The sequence below is a fragment of the Planococcus koreensis genome, assembly GCF_004761975.1.
Classification (GTDB): Bacteria; Bacillota; Bacilli; order Bacillales_A; family Planococcaceae; genus Planococcus; species Planococcus koreensis.
In genome coordinates, this window is record NZ_RQII01000056.1 from 1 (window position 1) to 22,163 (window position 22,163).

General features: G+C 49.9%; 21 protein-coding genes and 1 pseudogene. 5 read left to right on the top strand and 17 right to left on the bottom strand.

Going from position 1 to position 22,163, the window contains the following annotated elements; all coding sequences use genetic code 11:
* From EGV91_RS13365 to mntR, 3 genes are all read right to left on the bottom strand, one after another.
* Positions 1–508 (bottom strand): DUF1002 domain-containing protein (locus EGV91_RS13365; RefSeq protein WP_135504528.1); only part of this gene is annotated, 508 nt, incomplete at its 3' end.
* Between the two features lie 52 nt (positions 509–560).
* Complete coding sequence (locus EGV91_RS13370; protein ID WP_135504530.1) at positions 561–1,421, bottom strand: CvfB family protein; 861 nt, start codon at positions 1,419–1,421, stop codon at positions 561–563.
* Positions 1,422–1,439: 18 nt separating this feature from the next.
* Positions 1,440–1,862 (bottom strand): transcriptional regulator MntR, encoded by a 423-nt coding sequence (mntR, locus tag EGV91_RS13375; RefSeq protein WP_135504531.1) that lies wholly within the window; start codon positions 1,860–1,862, stop codon positions 1,440–1,442.
* A gap of 163 nt (positions 1,863–2,025) precedes the next feature.
* Between mntR and EGV91_RS13380 the strand changes: the two genes are divergently transcribed.
* Entirely contained in the window at positions 2,026–2,181 is a 156-nt protein-coding gene (locus EGV91_RS13380; RefSeq protein ID WP_135504533.1) for a lmo0937 family membrane protein, read from the top strand.
* A gap of 418 nt (positions 2,182–2,599) precedes the next feature.
* Here EGV91_RS13380 and EGV91_RS13385 read toward each other — a convergent pair whose 3' ends face one another.
* From EGV91_RS13385 to EGV91_RS13395, 3 genes and pseudogenes are all read right to left on the bottom strand, one after another.
* On the bottom strand, positions 2,600–3,712 hold the full coding sequence (locus EGV91_RS13385; protein ID WP_135504558.1) for a GNAT family N-acetyltransferase: 1,113 nt from the start codon (positions 3,710–3,712) through the stop codon (positions 2,600–2,602).
* Positions 3,713–3,734: 22 nt separating this feature from the next.
* Positions 3,735–5,803: pseudogene (locus EGV91_RS13390) on the bottom strand (heavy metal translocating P-type ATPase).
* Positions 5,781–6,152 (bottom strand): ArsR/SmtB family transcription factor, encoded by a 372-nt coding sequence (locus EGV91_RS13395; RefSeq protein ID WP_135504534.1) that lies wholly within the window; start codon positions 6,150–6,152, stop codon positions 5,781–5,783. The pseudogene EGV91_RS13390 and the gene EGV91_RS13395 overlap by 23 nt, the downstream one beginning before the upstream one ends.
* A gap of 173 nt (positions 6,153–6,325) precedes the next feature.
* On the opposite strand from EGV91_RS13395, the gene EGV91_RS13400 reads away from it, so the two are divergent.
* Entirely contained in the window at positions 6,326–6,745 is a 420-nt protein-coding gene (locus tag EGV91_RS13400) for a universal stress protein (protein WP_135504536.1), read from the top strand.
* A gap of 76 nt (positions 6,746–6,821) precedes the next feature.
* Positions 6,822–7,817 (top strand): DmpA family aminopeptidase, encoded by a 996-nt coding sequence (locus tag EGV91_RS13405; RefSeq protein ID WP_135504537.1) that lies wholly within the window; start codon positions 6,822–6,824, stop codon positions 7,815–7,817.
* A 59-nt stretch (positions 7,818–7,876) separates the two neighbouring features.
* Here EGV91_RS13405 and EGV91_RS13410 read toward each other — a convergent pair whose 3' ends face one another.
* From EGV91_RS13410 to murB, 5 genes are all read right to left on the bottom strand, one after another.
* Positions 7,877–8,209, bottom strand: coding sequence for a fluoride efflux transporter FluC (locus EGV91_RS13410; RefSeq protein ID WP_135504538.1), 333 nt, complete (start codon positions 8,207–8,209; stop codon positions 7,877–7,879).
* Positions 8,206–8,559 carry a fluoride efflux transporter FluC gene (locus EGV91_RS13415; protein ID WP_135504540.1) on the bottom strand — a complete coding sequence of 118 codons (354 nt, stop codon included), beginning with the start codon at positions 8,557–8,559 and terminating at the stop codon, positions 8,206–8,208. The genes EGV91_RS13410 and EGV91_RS13415 overlap by 4 nt, the downstream gene beginning before the upstream one ends.
* A 36-nt stretch (positions 8,560–8,595) precedes the next feature.
* Entirely contained in the window at positions 8,596–10,962 is a 2,367-nt protein-coding gene (locus tag EGV91_RS13420) for a penicillin acylase family protein (RefSeq protein ID WP_135504541.1), read from the bottom strand.
* A 129-nt stretch (positions 10,963–11,091) separates the two neighbouring features.
* Positions 11,092–12,567 (bottom strand): potassium/proton antiporter, encoded by a 1,476-nt coding sequence (locus EGV91_RS13425; RefSeq protein ID WP_135504543.1) that lies wholly within the window; start codon positions 12,565–12,567, stop codon positions 11,092–11,094.
* A 90-nt stretch (positions 12,568–12,657) separates the two neighbouring features.
* On the bottom strand, positions 12,658–13,575 hold the full coding sequence (murB, locus tag EGV91_RS13430; RefSeq protein WP_135504546.1) for a UDP-N-acetylmuramate dehydrogenase: 918 nt from the start codon (positions 13,573–13,575) through the stop codon (positions 12,658–12,660).
* Positions 13,576–13,781: 206 nt separating this feature from the next.
* Between murB and EGV91_RS13435 the strand changes: the two genes are divergently transcribed.
* Positions 13,782–14,303: a YceI family protein gene (locus EGV91_RS13435; protein ID WP_135504547.1), complete on the top strand. Its 522-nt coding sequence runs from the start codon at positions 13,782–13,784 to the stop codon at positions 14,301–14,303.
* 48 nt (positions 14,304–14,351) lie between these two features.
* On the opposite strand, the gene EGV91_RS13440 is transcribed toward EGV91_RS13435, so the two are convergent.
* The 4 genes from EGV91_RS13440 to EGV91_RS13455 form a co-directional block, all read right to left on the bottom strand.
* Positions 14,352–15,917: an FAD-dependent oxidoreductase gene (locus EGV91_RS13440; protein WP_135504549.1), complete on the bottom strand. Its 1,566-nt coding sequence runs from the start codon at positions 15,915–15,917 to the stop codon at positions 14,352–14,354.
* Between the two features lie 140 nt (positions 15,918–16,057).
* Positions 16,058–16,687 (bottom strand): FMN-dependent NADH-azoreductase, encoded by a 630-nt coding sequence (locus tag EGV91_RS13445; RefSeq protein ID WP_135504550.1) that lies wholly within the window; start codon positions 16,685–16,687, stop codon positions 16,058–16,060.
* A 93-nt stretch (positions 16,688–16,780) separates the two neighbouring features.
* Complete coding sequence (locus EGV91_RS13450; protein WP_135504551.1) at positions 16,781–17,488, bottom strand: DsbA family oxidoreductase; 708 nt, start codon at positions 17,486–17,488, stop codon at positions 16,781–16,783.
* 560 nt (positions 17,489–18,048) lie between these two features.
* Positions 18,049–18,975 carry a manganese-dependent inorganic pyrophosphatase gene (locus EGV91_RS13455; RefSeq protein WP_135504552.1) on the bottom strand — a complete coding sequence of 309 codons (927 nt, stop codon included), beginning with the start codon at positions 18,973–18,975 and terminating at the stop codon, positions 18,049–18,051.
* Positions 18,976–19,363: 388 nt separating this feature from the next.
* On the opposite strand from EGV91_RS13455, the gene EGV91_RS13460 reads away from it, so the two are divergent.
* Positions 19,364–20,161, top strand: a complete 798-nt coding sequence (locus tag EGV91_RS13460; RefSeq protein WP_135504554.1) for a GNAT family N-acetyltransferase — start codon at positions 19,364–19,366, stop codon at positions 20,159–20,161.
* A gap of 100 nt (positions 20,162–20,261) precedes the next feature.
* Here EGV91_RS13460 and EGV91_RS13465 read toward each other — a convergent pair whose 3' ends face one another.
* Both EGV91_RS13465 and EGV91_RS13470 read right to left on the bottom strand, forming a co-directional pair.
* Complete coding sequence (locus tag EGV91_RS13465; protein WP_135504555.1) at positions 20,262–21,557, bottom strand: arsenic transporter; 1,296 nt, start codon at positions 21,555–21,557, stop codon at positions 20,262–20,264.
* A gap of 15 nt (positions 21,558–21,572) precedes the next feature.
* The gene (locus EGV91_RS13470) at positions 21,573–21,902 is read right to left on the bottom strand and encodes an ArsR/SmtB family transcription factor (RefSeq protein ID WP_135504556.1); all 330 of its coding nucleotides are present in this window, start codon (positions 21,900–21,902) and stop codon (positions 21,573–21,575) included.
* Positions 21,903–22,163 lie beyond the last annotated feature (261 nt).

Here is a 22,163-nt window from a genome sequence, read left to right on the forward strand (position 1 = left end):
TGGCGACATCGGTCCGTTCCGGATCCAATTGTTCGCCGTTCACTTCATATGCTTTGTAAATTCCGACAAGCGCAGAATGGCCAGTTACCGCTTTCGGTGCAGCCACTTCCACTGTCGCATCTTCAATGCCCGCTGTCAGCATCGCGTTGGCGTACATTTCAGACGTGACTTGTGTAATGTTGTCCGGTGTTACGATTTGGATAACCAAGCCTTCGCCGGCTTCCTTGCGGGTGATTTTAGCCGATGAGTACATGCGGGCGCGCGGGTCGCCGTCTTTAATGTAAGTGATCAGGTCTTCCCCGGTCACTTCGATTTCTTCCACTTCAGCTTCTTCCGCTACGTTCAAGCTGCCCGCAACGCTTTCTTTTTCAGCATCGGAGAGATTGCCGCCGTAAACCACGATCGGCACCCCGAACTTTTCATTTATACCTACGTTTGCTGAGCCTGCTTGCGGCGCCAGCAAGGAAATTGCCAGAATGATGGTGATGATGGAGATCATTTTCTTCATATTAGTTGCCCCTTTCTCCAAATTAATACGCTTTTAATTTGAAAAGGTTGCATCAAGGCGTTAATTTTGTCCAGCCTTCTTCTTGGACGATGCGGCGTTCTTTGTACAATCGGCCGATGGCGCGCTTGAATGCGGCCTTGCTCAAACCGAACATCTCATAGATTTCATCCGGTGAGGATTTGTCTGTGAACGGCATTTTGCCGCCCGATTCCTCCAAATAGCGCAAAATCATTTCAGCATCGTCGGACAGGCGCTCCTGCTTGCGCGGAAGCAGCGAGCCGTTCAATGTACGGTCTTCTTTAACACCGATGATGCGTACGGTCTTCTCTTCCCCAAGGCGGGGTTCTTCTTCACGCTCAGTTTCATGGACGAAGACACGGTACATTTCCGGAACCGTCAACATGAAAGAACCGACCGGCAGCAGACGGTAAGCGCGCGCCTTCAAGTCTTTATTGAACACTTCTTCAGGGGCCGGTGCACTTAGCTCCAGCACCGTCTCTTCTGTCGCCAATCGGCCGTACAAGTCGCCGTAGCGGTCTGTGCGCAGCGTCATGAACAAATGGTCGCCTTGTTTCGGCCATAATTCCTGTACTTGCGGAAGGTCCGCAGGCAGCACATAGACTTCACGGGTCGTGCCGATATCCACGACTGCGCCTTCGCGTGGCGATACTTTCAGCACTTTCGCCCAGCCATATACGCTTGGCAGAATATGCGGAATCATCGGCGTCGCCGCGATGCCACCTTGGCGGTTGCGGTACAGGAACACTTCGATTTCTTCGCCGACTTCCTGCCCTTCTTCGATTTCCGATGCGTTCATGAAGACTTCATCGCCAGAACCATCTGTCAAAACCCATAGTGAACTTGACCGGTCTTTAATTTTTAAATTCGCTTTCAATCCTGGATGCAAACTCATAATGCAGCCTCCTTCTATTTAACTTTCTTTTTGGTCGTTCTTCAGCTTTTCCAATTCAGCAACCATTTCGGGATGGTCCTCCAGTGTTTGAACCAAATCCGCAATCCGGTCAATTGAATTCCAGCTTAAATGGTGCTCGATGCCTTCAACATCCCCATAAATGCGTTCTTCCTCCACACCGATCAGCCGCAGGAACTGCTCCAGCAAATCGTGCCGCTTCAATAAGCGTTTCCCTAGTTTCTGCCCTTTTGGCGTCAACACGAGGCCCCGGTAGCGTTCATAAATCAAATAGCCGTCTTTATCGAGTTTTTGCACCATTTTGGTGACGGATGACGGCAGTACCGACAGCGCTTCCGCAATATCCGATACACGTGCGTACCCTTTTTGTTCAATTAATGCATATATTATTTCAATATGGTCTTCCATACTTGGAGTAGGCAAAGTCAGTTCCTCCCTCACATAACTTCCTTCAGTTTACTATACCGCAACCGCCGAAACAACTGAGCTTCCGGCAAGTCTGCGCTGTTCTAATATTCTGGATGTTTATCCTTAGAACGTCTGGGGTAAATATTACTATCTCAAGAGAAAGGTTAGGTGAAGAAACATGGCGCGTATACTTTGGATTGTTTTAGCAGTTATTATTGTTATTTGGTTAGTTGGATTTTTAATGGACGTTGCTGGTGGTTTAATCCACATTCTTCTAATTATTGCGGCTATCATTTTAGTCATCAACTTAATTTCAGGAAGAAAAGGCTTATAACAGCCCTAAAACATAGAAAAGGCCGGGACATTTGTCTCCGGCCTTTTTTTATTGCTTGAGAAACTCTCAATCACCTTTTCATTTCGCTTCAGGCGGACGCATTCCGCGGACCTGGCTTCAGTCTCCTCGTCGCTAGCGCTCCTGCGGGGCCTTCAGCTCAGGCTTTGCCCGCTGGAGTCGCCGCCTTCCGCTTCATTCAAAGGATTTCTCTCATTATCAAAACACTTCATTCATCTAGGAAGATATTAATTGCCATTTCTAAACTAATTAGTAATCTTCAGATATGAAGCAAAACAGCTCCGACTCCCGCGGGATAGCGAAGTGCCGAAATCCACTCGGGCGTCAGCACGAGTTAGTTCGGCGCAAGCCCGCAGGAAAGCGGGGCTGTTTTGCGGAATATCGATTAACAAAATAACTTTTATTGCTTAATTTTCGAATAGACGCATGTGTCGCGCAGGCGGTTTTTGGAAATGGCGTCGTTGCGCAAAATACCTTCGAGCTCAAAATTGAGGCGTTCCGCTACAGCGCGGCTCCGCACATTTTCCGGATCGCAGCGGATTTCTACGCGGTTCGCTTCAAGATCTTCAAAAGCGAATCGGGTAATGCGCTCCACAGCTTCCGTCACATAGCCTTTGCCTTCAAAACGGTGGTCGACCCAGTAGCCGATTTCGAACTTCCGGACTTCCCAATTGATGCGGTGAAGCCCTGTCGAGCCAATGAATTCCCCGGTTTCTTTTGAAAAAAAGTGAAGGCGCAAATCTTTGCGCAGCTGGAAATTGGCAGCCGCTTCAATGAGCACCGCTTCTGTCCGTGCAAGCTCCGGCGGATCTTCCGCAAAAGGCAGCCACGGGCTGAGCGATTCCAAGGAATGCAGCACAGCCTCGTAGCATTGCTCAGCGTCTTCTCTTTTCGGCGCACGTATCAGCAGCCTTTCGGATTCGAATTCATCCGGGAAGTCGAGCAGAATCGGATTGAATTGCGGCTTCTTGGCACCGACCAAGGCATCGTCCCAATGGACAGGCGTCGTTATGCCCGCTTGCCAGTCTTCGCGCGTCAATCCATAAGTCACGGCATCGTAATAACGGTTTTCTTTCGGCGAAAACCACGCTTGGCGAATATGTGCTTCTTTGGCAAAGCCGGTGCGTTCGAATGCTTTGCGCATCGCGAAATTGTCATGCCGCGTATTTCCTTCGAGGCGGATTTTCTTCTCCGGCAGCGAAAACACGAAATCAGCAACGAGCTTCAATGCTTTCGGGCCATAGCCTTTGCCGCGGTAAGGTTCGGCGATCCGCAAATCGAATAGCGGAATATCGTCCTGCAAATCAAAAATCTTCACAAGCCCCACTTGCTCGCCTTCATCGTTTTCAATCCAGAACGTGCGGACTTGATCCGATTTATAGCCGCCGCCTTCAATCGTCTTTTCAATTAATGCCCGCACCGGATGTTCCTGCCCGTGGAACGGCCAAGAATTGGTGGTCATGAATTCAATGAGCTGTTCCTGTTCTTCTATCGTCCATTCAGTCAACTTCAATGCGATTTCCCCCAACATGCTTTTACTTCTGGATTTTCACGAGGCGAAGGGCATTCAAGATGACCAGCAGCGTCGCGCCCATATCCGCAAAAATGGCGATCCATAAGGTCAGCCATCCCGGAATGATCAGAAGCAAAGCGATAATTTTCAAACCCAATGCGAAAATGATGTTTTCCTTTATTATACGCAAAGTTTTTCGGCTGAGTCGAATCGTATACGGAAGTTTTTCAAGATCATCCGCCATCAAGGCGATATCGGCGGTTTCCAGTGCCGCATCCGTGCCTGCGCCGCCCATGGCGATGCCGACCGATGAAGCTGCTAAAGCCGGTGCGTCGTTGATGCCGTCGCCGACCATCGCCACACGGCCGTAGATGCCCTGCAGCTCTTTGACAGCCACCAGTTTTTCTTCCGGCATCAAGCCTGCGCGGACATCCGTGACGCCGATTTGTCCGGCGATCGCTTGCGCAGTCACCGGGTGGTCTCCCGTCAGCATGATCGTTTCTTCAATGCCCATATCCTTTAAAGCCTGGATGATGGCCGGGCTTTCAGGGCGAATTGCATCAGCTACCGCCACTGAGCCGATCAATTCCATATCCGAGAAGACGGCTACCACTGACTTTCCGCTTTCCTGCAGTTTTTCGTACGCCTGTGGGACAGCAAAACCGAATTCCGCTGCCCAGCCGAGGCTGCCGACATAGACAGGCATTCCGTTCACCACAGCAGTGACGCCTTTGCCGGTCACGGATTTAAAAGCCGTGATGCTGTAGACCTCCGGAACACGCACTGTAATGGCGCGCGCAGCGGATGCTGGGACATCGCTTCAACGGAAGCAGCAATTTTCAATACTTCGTCTTTATTGTAGCCCTCTTGTGCATACACATCCGTCACTTCGGGATAGCCTTTTGTTAACGTGCCTGTCTTATCGAATGCCACAGCTTTGATGCGGCCCGTTTCCTCTAGATGGATGCCGCCTTTGATCAAGACGCCTTGGCGCGCTGCATTGCCGATTGCTGTGACAATGGCGACAGGCGTCGACACGACAAGCGCACACGGACAACCTACGACCAGCACTGCGAGGCCTTGGTAAACCCATAACTGCCAATCACCTGTGACGAATCCAGGAACCAGCGCCACGAAAAAAGCGATGGCGATGATTGCCGGTGTGTAGTATTTTGCGAATTGGTCGACGAATTTCTGGGACGGTGCTTTTTCAGCTTGCGCTTCTTCAACAAGATGGATGATTTTCGCAATCGTTGTATCTTCGACGCGTTTTGTCACCGTGATTTCGAGTGCCCCTTCTTCGTTCATCGTTCCGGCAAATACTTCATCGCCTGCCTCTTTGGAAGCCGGTATCGATTCACCAGTGATGGCTGCCTGATTAACCGAACTTTCGCCGCGCAGGACATTGCCGTCCATGGCGATTTTTTGGCCCGGTTTGACAATCATGACGTCGCCGATGCGGATATCCTCTGTATCCATTTCGATGAGTTCTCCGCCGCGCTGAATCAGCGCACGCGCTGGCGCAAGGTCCATCAAACCGCGGATGGACTGGCGGGCTTTGTTCATCGAGAACGTCTCCAGCACTTCGCTGATGGCGAACAAGAACACGACGACCGCACCTTCCCGCCATTCGCCGATGATTGCCGCACCGATAATCGCGATCGTCATCAGCGTCTTCATATCGAATTGCATTTTCACCAGATTGCGGAGGCCGGTTCCGAACATATGGTAGCCGCCCACCAGCATCGATCCTGCGAACAAGGCAATCGCTGCTGGATCCGTTTCAGAAGTACGGAACGAAATGGCAATCCCGACAATTAAAAGAATCAGGGAAATGGCCGTTTCAATGGTCTGGCGCCGTTTGTAAAATGGCATATGGACAACTTTCTCCCGTTCAGGATAAACACGGATATGGTCGAATGCCCCTGCTTTTTCAAGTTCTTCGATCGAAACGTTGCCGTCAACTGTAAGTTTTGAAGCGCCAAAATTCAATATGACGTCTTTCGTTTCGGGCAAGCTGCGGATATTTTTTTCAAACTTCGCTGCACAGCTGGTGCAGGACAGGTTTTCAAGACGGTATGTCTTTTGCATCGTGCACACCTTCTTTCGCATGTTCATGGGCGATTGTGACGAGCTGATGGACATGGCTGTCCGACAAGGAATAATAGACTTGCTTGCCTTTTTTCTGCGACTTCGCAAGTCCGCGTTCACGCAAATAGCGCAAATGATGCGAAGCAGTTGCCGTCGACGAGCCAATGACTGCGGCGATATCACAGACGCACATTTCTTCTTCTATTGTTAACGCATAAGCGATATTCAAACGGGTTTCATCTGCTAGGGCTTTAAAGAGATTGGCGACTTCCGATAAATCCGCCAGTTGATTTTGGACGTTTTCCACTACTTCCGGATGGACTTTCGTGACTTCACATATTTCTCTCATCGCGATTCCTTCTTTCATTCAAACGTATATTTGATTGTTACTGCCAGTATAATTCCTTGCCACCCATTAGTCAAACCTCGGTTTGAATGATTGCCACAAGCCGGCGGGAAGGATTACGCAAGCTTCCGTCGAATAGTTTAAGAGTATCCGGACAATTAGTAGGGGGAATTTGCATGTACCAGAAAATCTTAGTGGCGGCAGACGGCTCGGACCATTCGATGCGCGCTGCACATGAAGCGGTGAAGATGGCGAAAGCGAACCCCGATGCCTCCGTCACGCTGCTGTATGTTATCGATTATGAAAAAGCGCGCAGCGAAATCCTTCATGGCCAGAGCAGCGACGAAGTCCATTTCGAACGCCGCAAGCACCTGGAGCCGCTCGAAGCCGTATTTCAGGGCGCTGGAGTCGCTTTTGAAACAAAAACATTGCATGGCACCCCAGGACCGACCATCGTCAAGCACGCCAACGAGACCGGCTACGACATCGTCTTTATCGGCAGCCGCGGCTTGAATGCCCTTCAGGAGATGGTGCTTGGCAGTCTCAGCCACAAAGTCGCGAAGCGCGTGCAGGCTCCTGTGATCATTGTAAAGTAAAACGGAAAACAGCAGCCCGTGAAAATGCCGGCTGCTGTTTTTACTTCAATCAAAGAAAAAAGAGATGGTGATTTCATTGAAAAAAGGAAAATTGAATTCAATTGCCGATGTCGCCGGAGTTACAGTCGGGCACACAACACTCGAAGAGCGCTTGTCTGCGGACGAATCCGTGTGTACAGGCGTCACCGCCATTTTGCCGCATGCCGGCAATTGGTTTGAAGAAAAAGTTCCAGCCGCGAGCTTTGTGTTGAACGGCTTCGGCAAAACCGCCGGATTGGTGCAAATCGAAGAGCTCGGCGTCCTCGAATCGCCGATTATGCTGACGAATACTTTCAGCGTTGCCGCTGTGCTGCAGGGCACGATGGACTGGATGCTGCGCGAAAACCCGGCAATCGGCGATTCGATCAGCTCGCTCAATATCGTCGTCGGCGAATGCAACGACAGCTATTTGAACTCGATGCGCCTGATGGCCGTGCTTCCGGAACATGCGGAACAGGCAATCAACGCCGCCACAGCAGATTTCGCGCAAGGCGCGGTAGGCGCCGGAAAAGGGATGATCTGCTACGGCGTCAAAGGCGGCATCGGTTCCGCTTCGCGCATGGCGGAATTTGAAGGGCAACAGTACACCACCGGAGCTTTGGTACTGAGCAATTTCGGCCTTAAAGAGGAAATTGCCATTGCCAACTGGCAGCCGGATTTCCCCGCTCCTGAAAAGCCGGACGGTTCTGTCATCATTGTGATCGCCACCGATGCTCCGCTCGACAGCCGGCAGCTGAAGCGCCTGGCGAAACGTGCGGCGATTGGGCTCGGACGCACCGGAACCCATATCCACAATGGCAGCGGCGACATTATCATCGCGTTTTCCAACGCTGAACGCATTGCCCACACATCAGCGGAGGCGCTGCGCCAATCGACGCTCTTGCGCGATGACCATCCGCTGATGGCCGAATTATTCAAAGGCGTCATCGAGGCGACCGAAGAAGCGGTCTATCAATCATTGCTTCACGCCGAAACCACAACCGGCCGCATGGGCCGGACCATCGAAAAAGGCACTTTCCTTCAAGCTTTTTAACTGTTGACAGCCATAGAAAAAAGCCGTTCCTTTTGCCGGAACGGCTTATTCTTTTTGCGTCAATGCAATAAATGATAGCCGGCACTGAACAAGACAATGCCGCTCACGAGCGTGGCTCCGAGATAAGACGCCGCCTCGAGCAGGCGGCCGTCTTCAACATCCTTAACGGCGTCGAGCGCCATCGTGGAAAATGTCGTGAAGGCCCCCAAGAAGCCAACCATCCAAAACGGCGAGACACTGCCTGCACCGATAAACATGCCGAGCGCCAACGAACCGAGGCTGTTGACCAGCCACGTCGCTAGCTTCGGCTGCCTGGCCCGGCTTTCGGCCATTAAGTAAAAGCCATATCGGGCAATCGCCCCTAAAAATCCGCCAAGCGCGATGCCGATCATCCCGCCACCGCCTTTCTGCCGAACTTCAGCCCGATTGCGGCTGTTCCAACAGAAAATGCCGTCATTCCGAGTGCCAACAACAAGCCGCCCGTGAACGAACGTTCCATCAGCCGGAACCATTCAGCGGTGAAAGTTGAGAACGTCGTAAACGAGCCGAGCAAACCAGTCGACACGAATAAGCGGAAAGGGGCTGACTTTGCGTGGAAGCGCCCTGCAACAAAGCCGAGCAACAAGCTGCCAAGCAAGTTCACAATCCATAAGCCAGTGAACGAAGACACCCCTTCGTAGATAACCGCCCTCAATAATGAGCCCGCCATTCCGCCGAATCCGACCGCCAATAAATTCTTCAAGCCTACCGCCCTCACATCATTTTCTTTCAGTATAACTTATTCAGGCGACAATCTTAAGACCGAACCTTCCACTTCCCCTTCAAGGAGCGTTTCATGGAAATTCCCTTCCGCCCAATCGTCTACTTGGTTATGGAAGAAATCCGACTTCATGTGCCCGCTTAATCCCGGTCCGACAATGTGGTAGGCGCTTGATAAATCGCTGAGATCCGCGACAAAGCGCCAAGAAGCCCCGTGGTCAACATTGCCTTCGCCATCAAAACCGGCTGCCTGCACCGTGATGTTGGATCCGCCAATCGGAACAGGATCAGGATTCAGGAAGCCTTCGAAGATCGGCGATGCACCTGCGAGCGGATGCGGGAACGTCAGTTGATGGTTGTCTCCCCATTGCCAATCGCCGGCATCGCTGCCGAATTCTTCTTCGATTTCTCCAAGAGCCGTTTCCAATGAATCCTGCAGCCATTTGCCCGCACCTCCATATTCCGATACCCATGCCCCTTCGTTGCCGCTGAATGCGTCGCGCATCATTTGGTCGGTGATGTGGTTTTTGCCCGGCAAGAGGCTAAAGACATCTTCCGGAAATTCATCCGCCAGCATCGTCACAGGCAGCTGCTTCATCCATTTATGGAAAACGAGCGGTTCTGCAGCCCCTTTGCTGTCGACTTGATCCCATTCCGCCATCATTTTGAACAATTCGTCGTGTTCATCAGTCTCTTCTTGGACGGCAGCCATCATGTCCTCTAAAAATTCGGCCGCATACAGGTTTTTCTGGTCCATCTGCAACGCCATCATATCTTCTTTCGTCAGATCATCTTTTGATTCGAGCACTTCTGCAATGCGCTCATAGCGGTACGGCTGCGCCCAGAAATCCGTAATGTGGTACTCGTACGAACTGTCGACGACTTCGTTATTGGCCGTCGCGATAAAACCGCTTTCCGGATTTACGGCTGTCGGCAATTCATCGAATGGCACATAGCCTTCCCAGCCATACGCGGACGAATCGCCAGGCACCGGCAATTGGCCGTCGCCTTGTTTGCGGATCGGAATCCGGCCGTTCGCTTTATAGGCGATCGTTCCATCGACCGACGCGAAAACGAAATTCTGCGCCGGCGCCTGGAAATCCTCCAGCGCGGTCTCAAACTCTTCCCAATTGGACGCTTTGTTGAAACTCAGTACTGCTTGCAGCTCCAAGGTCGGTTCATGGGCGGTCCATTGCAATGAAAACGATGCACCCGGATCTTCGTCTTTGTACAAGACGTCCGAAATGATCGGCCCGTGGCGCGTAACCGCCACTTCAAAATCCTCGGTTTCGCCGTCTTTCACTTTGATCGGTTCGTTGCGGATTTCCGCCTGCTCCCATTTCCCGTCGTAGAGAAATTGCGTCGGATCTTCCGGATTCGGCGTTTCGATGTACAAATCCTGGACGTCCGGGCCGACATTCGTCACGCCCCAGGCAATCTTTTCGTTATGGCCGAGAATGATGCCGGGAATCCCTGCGAAAATAACGCCGCTGACGTTCTGCTCTGGGGACTTCAAATGCATCTGGTACCAGATCGACGGCGTCGACAAACCAAGATGCGGATCATCCGCCAGCAGCGGCAAGCCGCTCGCCGTCTTATCGCCGGACACGACCCAGTTATTGCTGCCATTGAATTCCGGCGGGATGACTGAAGCGTCAAATTGGCCAGCGACTTGCACCGGCTGCTTTTTGTTTGCCGCGATGATCGATGGCGCATCTTCCGGGTATTTGATGAAGATCTCCTTCGCCTTGTCTTCCGGGAATTCATTCAGCGCCCAATGCCTGATGGCGAGCGACGACCAATGCCCGCCGAGGTCATACGCCATGAATTTGCCAATCGTCAATGAATCGACCGGCGTCCAGGGTTCGGGTTCGTAGCCGAGAAGCGCAAATTCATAGCTCAGTTTGCCATCCTTTTTCGCTTGCTCCATGAAGGCATTGACGCCTTCTGCGTACCATTCCAAGACTTGCTGCGCTTGTGGTTCATAACCGCTCCAGGATTTTTCAGCGGCGTTGCGCAGGCTGAATACCCGGAAGAATTTATCCCGGTCGACTGCCGCCGCTCCCACCACTTCCGCCAAACGCCCGCTTGCTTGGCGGCGCGACAGGTCCATTTGGAATAGCCGGTCCTGCGCTTGGACAAAGCCCTGTGCCCGGTACAAATCGGCATCCGTCTCCGCTTCGATATGCGGAACGCCGATTTCATCGCGCGTCACCGTCGCACCGCCATCCAAGACGCTGACCACCATTTCGCCTTCCACTTGCGGGCTCGACTTCCCTATGTAAACGTTTACAAAAATTAGCGCTGCGGCCGCCAGTACCACCAAACCGCCCACGATTCCCACAATCCATTTCAGCAGCTTCCGGTTTCTATTCTGTTTCCCCACTTGCTTTTCCCCCTCATTTTTTCTTCACTGATGCTATATCATTCGACCGCCGGAATAAAAATCCTTTATTCGCAAGAAATTCCTTTATAAACTCGCTGCTGTAACATAAAAAGCCCGCAAGCTGCGGGCTTAATGATTGATGTCTTCTTCTCCAAGCACCATTTTCACTTTCGGCACTTGTTTCTTTTCGGTCAGAACGTACAAGACGTCGCCAACTTTCAATTTCGTTGTCCCCGTCGGCATGACCAACTTCCCTGAACGGATGATCGCACTGATCAAGGTCTGTTTCGGCAGTCCGATCGTTTGCACCAGCTGGCCGGCAAACGGTGATTTAGCCGTCAATTCGACTTCCAGCATTTCTGCATTGGCCTTGTCCATCGAGATCAGTTCCAGCGAGTGGATCCGCTTCGGGAGCGGCCGGCCGTTCAGCGATAATTTTCTGGCCATGAACGGGATCGTCGAACCCTGGATCAAAGCCGAAGTCAACACGATAAAGAATACGATGTTAAAGAACAGGTAGCTGTTTTCGACACCCGCGATCATCGGGAACGTTGCGAGCACGATTGGCACCGCGCCCCGCAGCCCCGCCCACGACAAGAACAATTTCTCGTTCAGCGAATAGTCGAAGAACGCGGTTGAAACGAATACAGCGATCGGACGCGCAATCAAAATCAGGACGAATGACAGCACCAAGCCTCTCCACATCAAGTCCCAATCCAGCAGCTGGCTAGGAAATACCAGCAAGCCCAGCAGGACGAACATGACGATCTGCATCAGCCATGCGACGCCTTCATGGAAGCTGATGATGGAATAGCTTTGCGTCAATTGGCGAGTTCCGATGACCAATGCAGCCAAATAAACCGCTAACAGTCCGCTGCCATGCATCATCGCGGTGGCGCTGTAGATGAAAATCGCAAAGCCAGCTGACAGCACAGCGTACAATCCAGAGGCATCCAGCTTGATGCGATTTAAGGTCCAGGAAGCCAAATAGCCCAATACGACGCCAAACACAGCGCCTAAGCCCATTTCAAGCACGAAACTGCCGACCATTGATCCGACCGAAGCGTCAGGCATCATGATTAATTGGATAAATGCAATTGTTAAAAACATCGCCATTGGATCGTTGGTGCCGGATTCCGCTTCAAGAGTGGATGAAATTTTGGATTTGACGTTTTGTCCGGCTAATACGGAAAAGACTGCGGCGGCGTCCGTGGAGCCGACAATCGACCCCAGCAGGAACGCTTCAAGCCAAGTGATATCGAGGATATAATATGCAGTAGTTGCGACGATTGCAGTGGTGATCATAACGCCAAGCGTCGCCAGGGAAAGCGAACCGCCCATGACCGGCCGGATGTGTTTCCATTTCGCTTGCAGGCCGCCTTCGAACAGGATGAAGATCAACGCGACAATGCCGACCAATTGGGCGATTTCAGCATTGGAAAAGTAAATGAGGCCGGTGACATCGCTGCCCAAGAACATGCCGATGATCATGAAAAGCACGAGAGATGGCACGCCGGCGCGTGAAGACACTTTGGTCATCAGCACACCCGCCAGGAGAAAAATGCCCCCCATTAGAATTAAACCGTTCGTCGAAAAATCGATCATAGGAAACCCCCAGTTTTTCACGTTGGTTTATTATACCATAATTTTAGGGCATTAAAAAAAGCGGAGCTCTATAAAAGCCCCGCTAATCGGTCACGCCATGTCTTCCCCAACAATTTTCACTTCAAGCTCTAAATCGATGCCGAATTTTTCCCGCACTGCCGATTTCACCATTTCAATTGTCTGGATGTAATCATCTGCTGTCGCGTTATTTTTGTTGACGATGAATCCTGCGTGCTTCGTCGATACTTCCGCTCCGCCGAATCCACGCCCCTGAAGGCCGCTTTCCTGGATCAGCTTGCCGGCAAAATTGCCTGGCGGCCGTTTGAAAACACTTCCTGCCGATGGGAATTCCAAAGGCTGCTTCGATTCACGCTGATACGTCAAGTCGACCATCTTCGCATCAATCACTGGTTGGCTTCCATACTCCAAGCCGAATTCAGCTGACAGCACATAATAGCCTTTTTTGGTTATGATGCTTTTTCTGTAGCCCAATTCCATCTCTTCTTTAGATAGCACCAGCTTGTCCCCTTCAGGAGTCAAAACCGTCGCCTGGAGGATAATGTCCTTAATTTCCCCGCCATAAGCACCTGCGTTCATCGCCATGGCGCCTCCAATGGAGCCTGGAATGCCACAAGCGAATTCAAAACCGGTCAGCCGGTTCGTCGCCGCGGCTTTAGAAACTTCCTTGATATGGGCGCCGCCCTGTGCATAAAGCGTAGTGCCATTAATGCGGATTGCATGCAGGCTTTTCAGGTTCAGTACGATTCCGCGTACGCCGCCATCCCGAACGACCATATTGGAGCCGTTGCCAAGAAGCAGCAAAGGAATATTGTTTTCATATGCATATTTAACAGTGTATGCTGTTTCATCTTCAGTTGTCGGTGTCACAAAAATATCAGCTGGGCCGCCCATGCGCGTCAAGGTATGCAGGTGAAGCGGCTCGTCCATTTTCACGTGATCATCAGCCAAAAAGCGGCGAAGATCCGTTAACCATTTTTCTTTCGTCATCCCTAGCAAATCCCTTCTAAACTTTTCGCTTTTAATAGTATCTAATTTTCTTGCCCTTTTGACAAGGGATAGCCCTATGTTCCGTTCTAAAGACCGATAAAATAAATATCTCGAATTAAAGAGTTTTTAATTAAAGACTATTGACACCGAGATTTCTAGCCCTTATAGTTGAAAATAGATATATGACTATTAGGAGGAACAATAACATGAAAAAATGGACAGTAGACCCAGCACACTCGGAAATCGGATTTTCAGTAAAACACATGATGATCTCTAAAGTAAAAGGCTCATTCACTTCTTTTGAAGCGGAAGTTGAAGCGAACGAAGAGGATTTGTCCGGTGCTTTGATCGATTTCAAGATCGACATCGCAAGCATCAACACAAACAACGAAGACCGCGACAACCACTTGCGTTCAGCTGATTTCTTCGATGCTGAAAATCACCCGCACATCATTTTCACGGCGAACGATATCGTGAAAAAACACGATGAGTACGAATTGACTGGCGACCTTACGATCAAAGGCGTAACACGTCCAGCTACTTTCGAAGTGGAATACGGCGGCAAAGGCACGAACCCATGGGGCGTTGAAGTTGTTGCATTCAATGCGCAAAGCAAAATCAACCGCAAGGATTTCGGCCTGACTTGGAACCAAGCGCTTGAAACAGGCGGCGTGCTTGTCGGCGAAGACATCAAGATTTCATTGGAATTGCAAGCAAACCCTGCATAATCCGAACAAATTGAAAAGCAGTGCGGAGAATTTTTCCGCACTGCTTTTTTATATGGATCCCGGTTCTTCCATCTTATTCAAAGGTTTTACTGCCGGACCGTTGAGCACTTCTCCGCTAAAGGAGAAGCGTGAACCGTGGCATGGGCAATCCCATGACCGCTCGGCATCGTTCCAATGGGTTTCACAGCCAAGATGGGTGCAAGTTGTGTCGACTAAATGCAGCTGGCCGTATTCATCGCGGTAGCCGCCGGCTTTCTTGCCGCCTACTTTGACCAATCCACCTTCCCCATTCGCCAGCTCATCAACGGTTTTCGAAGAAGACTGCAGCTTCCCTTTCACCAACTCTTTGGCCACTGAGCTATTGTCTTTGATAAAGCTCAGCGCATCGACAGCTTTCAACTTCGTCCGCGTCGGGTCGAAGAGCTCCGCATACGGATTCGCTTTCCCTAAAATATGGTCAGCAAGCAGCATGCCGGCGGCCGCCCCGTTCGACATGCCCCATTTATGGAAACCGGTCGCAACAAAGATATTGTCGTAGCCTGCGGTGATCTTTCCTATATAAGGAACTTTGTCGAGTGTTGTCATATCTTGCGCTGACCAGCGGTACGGAATTTCCGTAATGCCGAAATGCTCATCGCCGAATTGCGCCAAGTTTTCGTAATGTTCCATGGTCGGCGATTTGCTTTTGCCCGTTGCATGGCCATCGCCTCCTATGAGCAGTAATTTCTCGCCGTCGATGCCTGTTGCATAGCGCAGCGAGCGCGACGGCGCATCAACGCTGATGAACATGCCATTCGGCATCAGGCCGGAAATCCGGGCCGCGATGACGTATGAACGGTTGACGGACAGCCTCGAGAAATAAAGCCCATCAGCGTCATTGAAGGGATAATGGGTCGCCACCACTACTTTGTCGCACGACAGATGCGACATATTTTCCGTTTGGATCACCGGATCGTCTTTGCTCAGTATTTTTTGCGCGCGGGTGTTTTCGTAGATTTTGCCCCCGAGCCGTTCAATTTCACTCACCAGTTTCGCCAGGAATTTCACCGGGTGGAATTGCGCTTGTTTGCGCATGACCAGAGCTTGATCCACTCTAAATGGCAAGTCCACTTCCGCTTCTGTTTTCGCCAAGCCGCCATCAATGCCCAAGGCTTCGTATGCTTCCGCCTCTTTTTCAAGCAGCGCCGAGCCATGGGATGTATTAGCGTAAAGGAACGCGTCGTGATGCGTCAAATCGCAATCGATATTGAGTTCAGCTGCCAAATCTTCAATGAATTTCAAACCGCCCATATTGGCTTCATAATACAAGCGCGCTTTTTCTTCGCCCATCAACTTGATCAGCGGAAAGTAATACAACCCGTGCTGTGCCGTAATTTTGGCGGTTGTGTAGCCAGTGACGCCATCGATCAACTTGCCCGCATCGATGAGTGTCACTTTTTTCCCGGCTTTCGCCAGCAAATAAGCCGTCACTATCCCTGCTATGCCTCCGCCGACGACCCCGACCTCCGCCGACTCATTGGCTTGCAAAGCCGGAAAGCTCGGGACTTCCTTATATGTTCTCCACAAAGATTCCATATGGTCTGGCAGGCGGTTCGAATGTTCATTTTTTGACATGCTATCCCTCCTAAAAGCGTTTTACTAAATAACTACCCTGTCCTCTTCTTTTTAATCAGCAGCCCAAGCGCACTTTTAACAATTGCGGCGCAAAAAAAACCGGAGGCGCATATGCGCCTCCGGTCTATCTTGCTATTCAATTACGCTTTGATTGTTTGCAGGCTGTTGGCCGCGTCTCTTACACGCTCCATGCCTTCTGCAATAATTTCATTTGCACGCTCTGGGTCCAATGCGTGCCCTTCGATGATCACTTCATTGATATCCTGGATACCGAAGAAGTTCATGATGTTGCGGATGTAAGTCGCGCTCATTTCGGCCGGAGCCATTTCCGGCGTAGAGTAGATGCCGCCGCGTGCGTTCAGGATAATCACTTTTTTCTCTGGAACAAGCCCGACAGGACCATTTTCAGTGTATTTGAACGTCATGCCTGCACGGTAGATATAATCGATGAACGTCTGAAGAGCTGCAGGAATCGTCATATTCCATAATGGGAATGCGAAAACTACTACATCTGCATCCATGAAAGCGTCCATTGCTTTAGAAGAAGCCGTCAAAAGGCGCTGTTCAAGATCGCTCATCGGTTCAGCCTGAGCTGATTTTTGCATCGCATCAAAGAAATCCTGTCCGAAATACGGCATATCTTCTTTGAAAACGTCAAACGTGCTGACATTAATATCGTTGCCGATTTCATTCATGAAAACCTCATACATTTTACTTGAAACCCCTTCACTTGCAGGGCGGTTGTTTGCTTTTACGACTAATACATTCATTTTTTAAAAAGCTCCTTTTTACTAATGTTATTATTCTCGAATTTGAGATAAACAAATTATAATAAAAAACGAGGGTTAATTCAACTTATCTGCTCACGAATCACACGAGTCGCCGGTGCAATACGATGTCTTGCTTTGGCCCATCGGCTTAAGCTTCGGACGGATTCCTTCTTCGTCCGCAATCTGGCGGATCGAATCGACAAAAGCTTCCAGCGGCTGTGCGCCGGAAATTGCGTATTTGCGGTTGATAACAAAGAACGGCACGCCTTGTACGCCGATCTGGCGTGCTTCCGTGATATCCGCCGCCACTTCGTCGTGGAACCGGTCGGAAGCCAGAATGCTTTCCGCTTCGTCCTTAGGCAGTCCGGCTGCTTCCGCCGTTTCCGCTAATACCCCATTATTGCTGACGTTCTTGCCTTCAACGAAATACGAACGAAGGAGAAGTTCCGTCAAATGTGCGTCCTTGCCATGCACCTCTGCCCACTTCACTAAGCGGTGAGCCGCTAATGTATTGCCATTCATCATACCGTCGAAATTATATTCAAGTCCTACTGAGCGCGCATGAGCCGCAACGCCTTTCGTCATTTCTTTTGCTTGTTCCAAAGTCGCGCCAGTTTTTGCCGCTAAACTTTCATATGCCGACACCGTCGAATCGACTGGTGCTGCCGGATCTAATTGATAAGCCTTGAACGAAATCTCAGCTTGTGAATGAAAACCAGATTTTTCTAAAGCCTGTTCCAACGTACGCTTGCCTATGTAGCAAAACGGACATACATAATCTGACCAAATTTCAATTTTCATAATTTCACCTCACGCATTACTATAACAACGAACAAAACCCCGCTCAATGTTTTTGCCTGTAAAACGAAAAGTGGAGATGCCCATGTTAGCCCCGACTGGCGCTGGAGGGCTTGCTGATAATGGCGCTCTTTGCCATTGTCGGCAAGTCCGAAGCGACCCGAGGGGCTGGGCATCGGAACTGGACAAAACGAAAAGTGGAGATGCCCATGTTAGCCCTGACAGGCAAGTTAAGGGCGAAGGAAATTCGGCCTTAACTTTGCGACGAAGCACAAAGTGCTGCAACTGCCTTTCATGTCCCGAAGCTAGCGAAGCGTTGCAGGGACAGGAGCAGATGGTTTTAGTTGTGCCGGTAATGGCGCTCTTTGCCATTGTCGGCATTCCCGAAGTGACCCGAGAATCTGGCCGCCAGATCTGGACAACACGAAAAGTGAAGGCGCCCCGTGCCAGTCACAACCGGACAATTTCCTTCGCCCATGCAACCTTCCGCAGCACACGGCGTCCTATTGCCTATGCGCACTGCTGAAAATGCTGTCCATCAAAAAAGCTGACCCCCGGAGGGATCAGCTTAATGCTTCTGTAATGACCGGTATGATCTGCTTTTTACGTGAAACAACGCCTGGCAATAAAATGCGGTTGTCAACGACGCTTGACTTGAATGCGCCTTCGATGATGTCCGCCTTGCGTCCCAAGACGATAGCGACCGAATCATTGTTCAGGATATCTGTAACCACAAATGCGAATAAATCCAAGTTTTTGCGAGCAATTTTTTCGTTCATCAGCACTTCCAGTTCTTTTTGGCGGCTGATGACTTCATTGACATCGATGGCATTGACTTGAGCCACTTCAAAGCGGTGATCGTTGGCTTCGAATTCTTTCGAGTCCAGCGACATCAAGTCTTCAAGAGTTTTGTTGCTAAGGTCCGCACCAGCTTTCAGCATGGCAAGACCATATTGTGCCGCATCAACATTCGCGATTTCCGCAAGTTCGCGTGCAGCCTGCAAGTCCTGTTCTGTGCAAGTTGGCGATTTGAAGAGCAATGAGTCTGAAATGATCGCCGACAACATAAGCCCAGCGATATCAGACGGCACTTCGACACCGTGTTCCTTGAACAATTTCAAAATGATCGTAGCTGTGCAGCCGACCGGTTCGGCACGGAAGTACAATGGATCGACCGTTTCGAAATTGGCGATGCGGTGGTGGTCAACCACTTCAAGAATTTGGACGTCCTGGATATCGGCAGCGCTCTGCTGGCGCTCGTTGTGGTCCACAAGAATGACCTGTGAAGCTTCAGCTGCCACTTTTTCAACAAGGCGCGGCTGTTCGAATTTGAAATATTCCAATGCGTAGAGAGTTTCGTTATTGGCTTCCCCTAAACGGATCGGTTCCGCAGGCATGCCCAGCTGTTTTTTCAAATATGCATATGAAATCGCCGAACAAATTGAATCTGTGTCCGGATTTTTATGTCCTAAAACAAGAACGTTTGACATTTTTTAGCCTCCTGAATGGTGTTGGTTTCCGAAATAATTTTAACACAACTGGAAGCATAGCCAAAACACAATTGAATTCCGCAAAAGCGCAAAATTTGCAGCTGTACTTGCTAAGCCGTTTTTACAATAACTTTCTTAATTGTCTGTTCAATTAAGAAAACTTGAACACCCTTGATTTCACTGGAATTGGAGAACAGATTTTTGTTGAAACTGCATTTTAATTTTATATCTATATACCTAATTAACTAAATAATATAGTAAATTAAACCCCTTTTTTTGTACAATAAAAAATTTTTAAGAAAAAGGAAATAATTATATACATTTTAATAGGACAAATGATATAATCACCACAACTAATTTTATTCTTTTCAAGAAAGGAGCGTTTAGATTGACTATAATTTTGGAAAAAAAATACATCCCTTTGGCCGATTATTTTGCTTCTGCATCATCTCAAAAAATTACTTTGTCTTTTACTGAAATCGAACAAATTATGGGGCAGCAATTGCCCAATGCCGCTTATTTGAACAAAAGTTGGTGGAAAAAAACAAAACCGCCTGCTAAGCATTTCCACGCTTGGATGGATGCAGGCTATTATGTCAGTGATGTGATGACGAACCGCTTTGTCACTTTCGAGCGGATCAATCCAGCTGAAGGCGACGGTTCATCGTCCGGCAATGAAGACGTCCTCCTGATCCGCCAAGCGGAACACGGCGATGCCCGGTCATTGATCGCCCTCCAGAAACTGGTCGAAGGCGAATCCGAGTATATGCTTTATGGGAAAGATGAACGCATCCAATCTACCCAGAGCATGCGCAAACAGATAATTGAATGGAAGCAGCAAGGCCATTCCACTATCTTCATCGCTATCTTGAACGGTGAACATGTCGGATACTTGATGGTCATCGGCAATACAGCCGCCCGCGCAGCCCATCGTGCAGCCATCGTCCTGGGCATCCAGAAAAGCGCCCAAAACAAAGGCCTGGCCACTTCTTTACTGGAAAAAGCGGAAAACTGGGCAAAATCAAAAGGTGTTAATCGCCTGGAGCTGACGGTTGTCGAAGAAAACAACGCTGCCCGCAAACTGTATGAGAAATCAGGCTACAAAGAAGAAGGTATTCGCGAGAAAGCATTAATGATCGGCGGCAAGCCTTACAACGAAATTTACATGGCTAAATTTCTGGATTGACCGCTATTCACCAATTGCCAAGTTCCAATCGAAAAACCAAAAAGACAAGGCAGAGCGGATTTCGCTCGGCCTTGTCTTTTTTTCGGCTTTGTGCCGGGATTTAATTGAGCAATAACAGCGACAGGTATAAGCCCGTCAGCGTAATGAAAAGGATCGGAACCGTCAAGATGATGCCGACTTTGAAATAATAGCCCCAGCTGATTTCCACGCCTTTCGTTTTCAGGACATGGAGCCACAGCAAGGTTGCCAGTGAACCGATCGGCGTGATTTTAGGGCCTAAGTCCGAGCCGATGACGTTGGCATAAATCAGCGCATCGCGGATGACGCCGGTCGTGTTCGTTTCGGAGATGGCCAGTGCATCGATCATCACAGTCGGCATATTGTTCATGATGGATGACAAGATTGCTGCGATAAAGCCCATTCCCACTGTTGCAGCGAATAAGCCGTGGCTCGCCGTCCATTCGATTGCCGTGGCGAGCACCGATGTCAGCCCCGCGTTGCGCAGCCCGTAGACGACGACATACATGCCGATTGAGAAGAACACTACGGCCCATGGTGCGTTTTTCAAAACGGTCATTGTTTCCACCGCTTCGCTTCTGCGGGAAATTGCCAAGAAGATGATGGCAACTGCACCCGCGATGAACGATACCGGAATTCCCAAAGGATCGCTGATGAAATAACCGACCAGCAAGACGCCCAGGACAGCCCAAGACAGATGGAACATTTTTACGTCTTTTAATGCCTCGGCCGGTTTTTTTAAAGCACCTTCGTCAAAATGTGCAGGTATGTCTTTGCGGAAATACAAATACAGCACCAGCATGCTCGCCCCTACGCTGAACAAATTCGGCAAGAACATGTTCAACGCGTATTGTGCAAAGCTGATGTCGAAGAAGTCAGCAGAGACGATGTTAACGAGGTTGCTGACGACAAACGGCAGCGATGCCGTATCGGCAATAAAGCCGGATGCCATGATGAATGGCAGAATCATCGTATCTTTGAACTTCAACGCACGCACCATCGCCAGGACGATCGGCGTCAAAATCAGCGCCGCTCCATCGTTGGCGAATAACGCGGCAACTACTGCACCAAGCGCAATGACCAGCAAAAACATGCGGATGCCGCTGCCTTTGGCGTAGCGCGCCATGTGCAGCGCAGCCCATTCGAAAAAGCCGATTTCATCGAGGATCAACGAAATGATGATCAACGCGACGAATGTCAGCGTCGCGTTCCAGACAATGCCCGTCACTTCCCAGACATCGCCGAAATCAACAACGCCGACAAGCAAAGCGACAAGCGCCCCTGCAATCGCAGACCATCCGATCGACAGCCCGCGCGGCTGCCAAATTACAAATACTAAGGTAATCAAAAATATCAAACTGGCTGACCAAATATCCACTTTCAACACAACTCCCTATTCACAAACTACTTTTTTCCCTTCGGCCACTAAGCTTGCCACGGTCCGCTCCGGCTCCGGCAGCAAACTCAATAAGTGGATGAGCATCGGATACAGCGGATGGCGGATATTGAGCGACCAGATCGTCCAGCGCCCGCGCTTTTCTTCAGTGACGAGTTCCGCCTGCTTTAGTTTCCGCATATGCTGGCTGATGGCCGGCTGCGTCATATCAATCAATTCCGTAAATTCGCAGATGCACAGCGATTCCGTCATCAAGTACTTTAAGATAAGCATGCGATTATGATCGCCGATTGCTTTTAAATATGACTCCATTTGAAGATAATCCATTTTTTCACCTTCTTTTATTCGTACTTGTCACATTATATAAGTGTTTGCTTATAAGTTCAAGGGGTGAATTCAAGTTTAGTTGAAGAAAATCAGCTGTTGCCTGCGGCATTTTCAGTGTTCTTGTAGCGTCTCTATTTCATTTGAAGTAAGCCTTATTTTACTTGCAGCAAGGCCCGCTCACTCGCATCTTCTGCTTCACCACAAATAAAAAAGCCCCGCAATCGCGGTAGAGTGACCCAATAAAATGAGACAAGGAAAAAA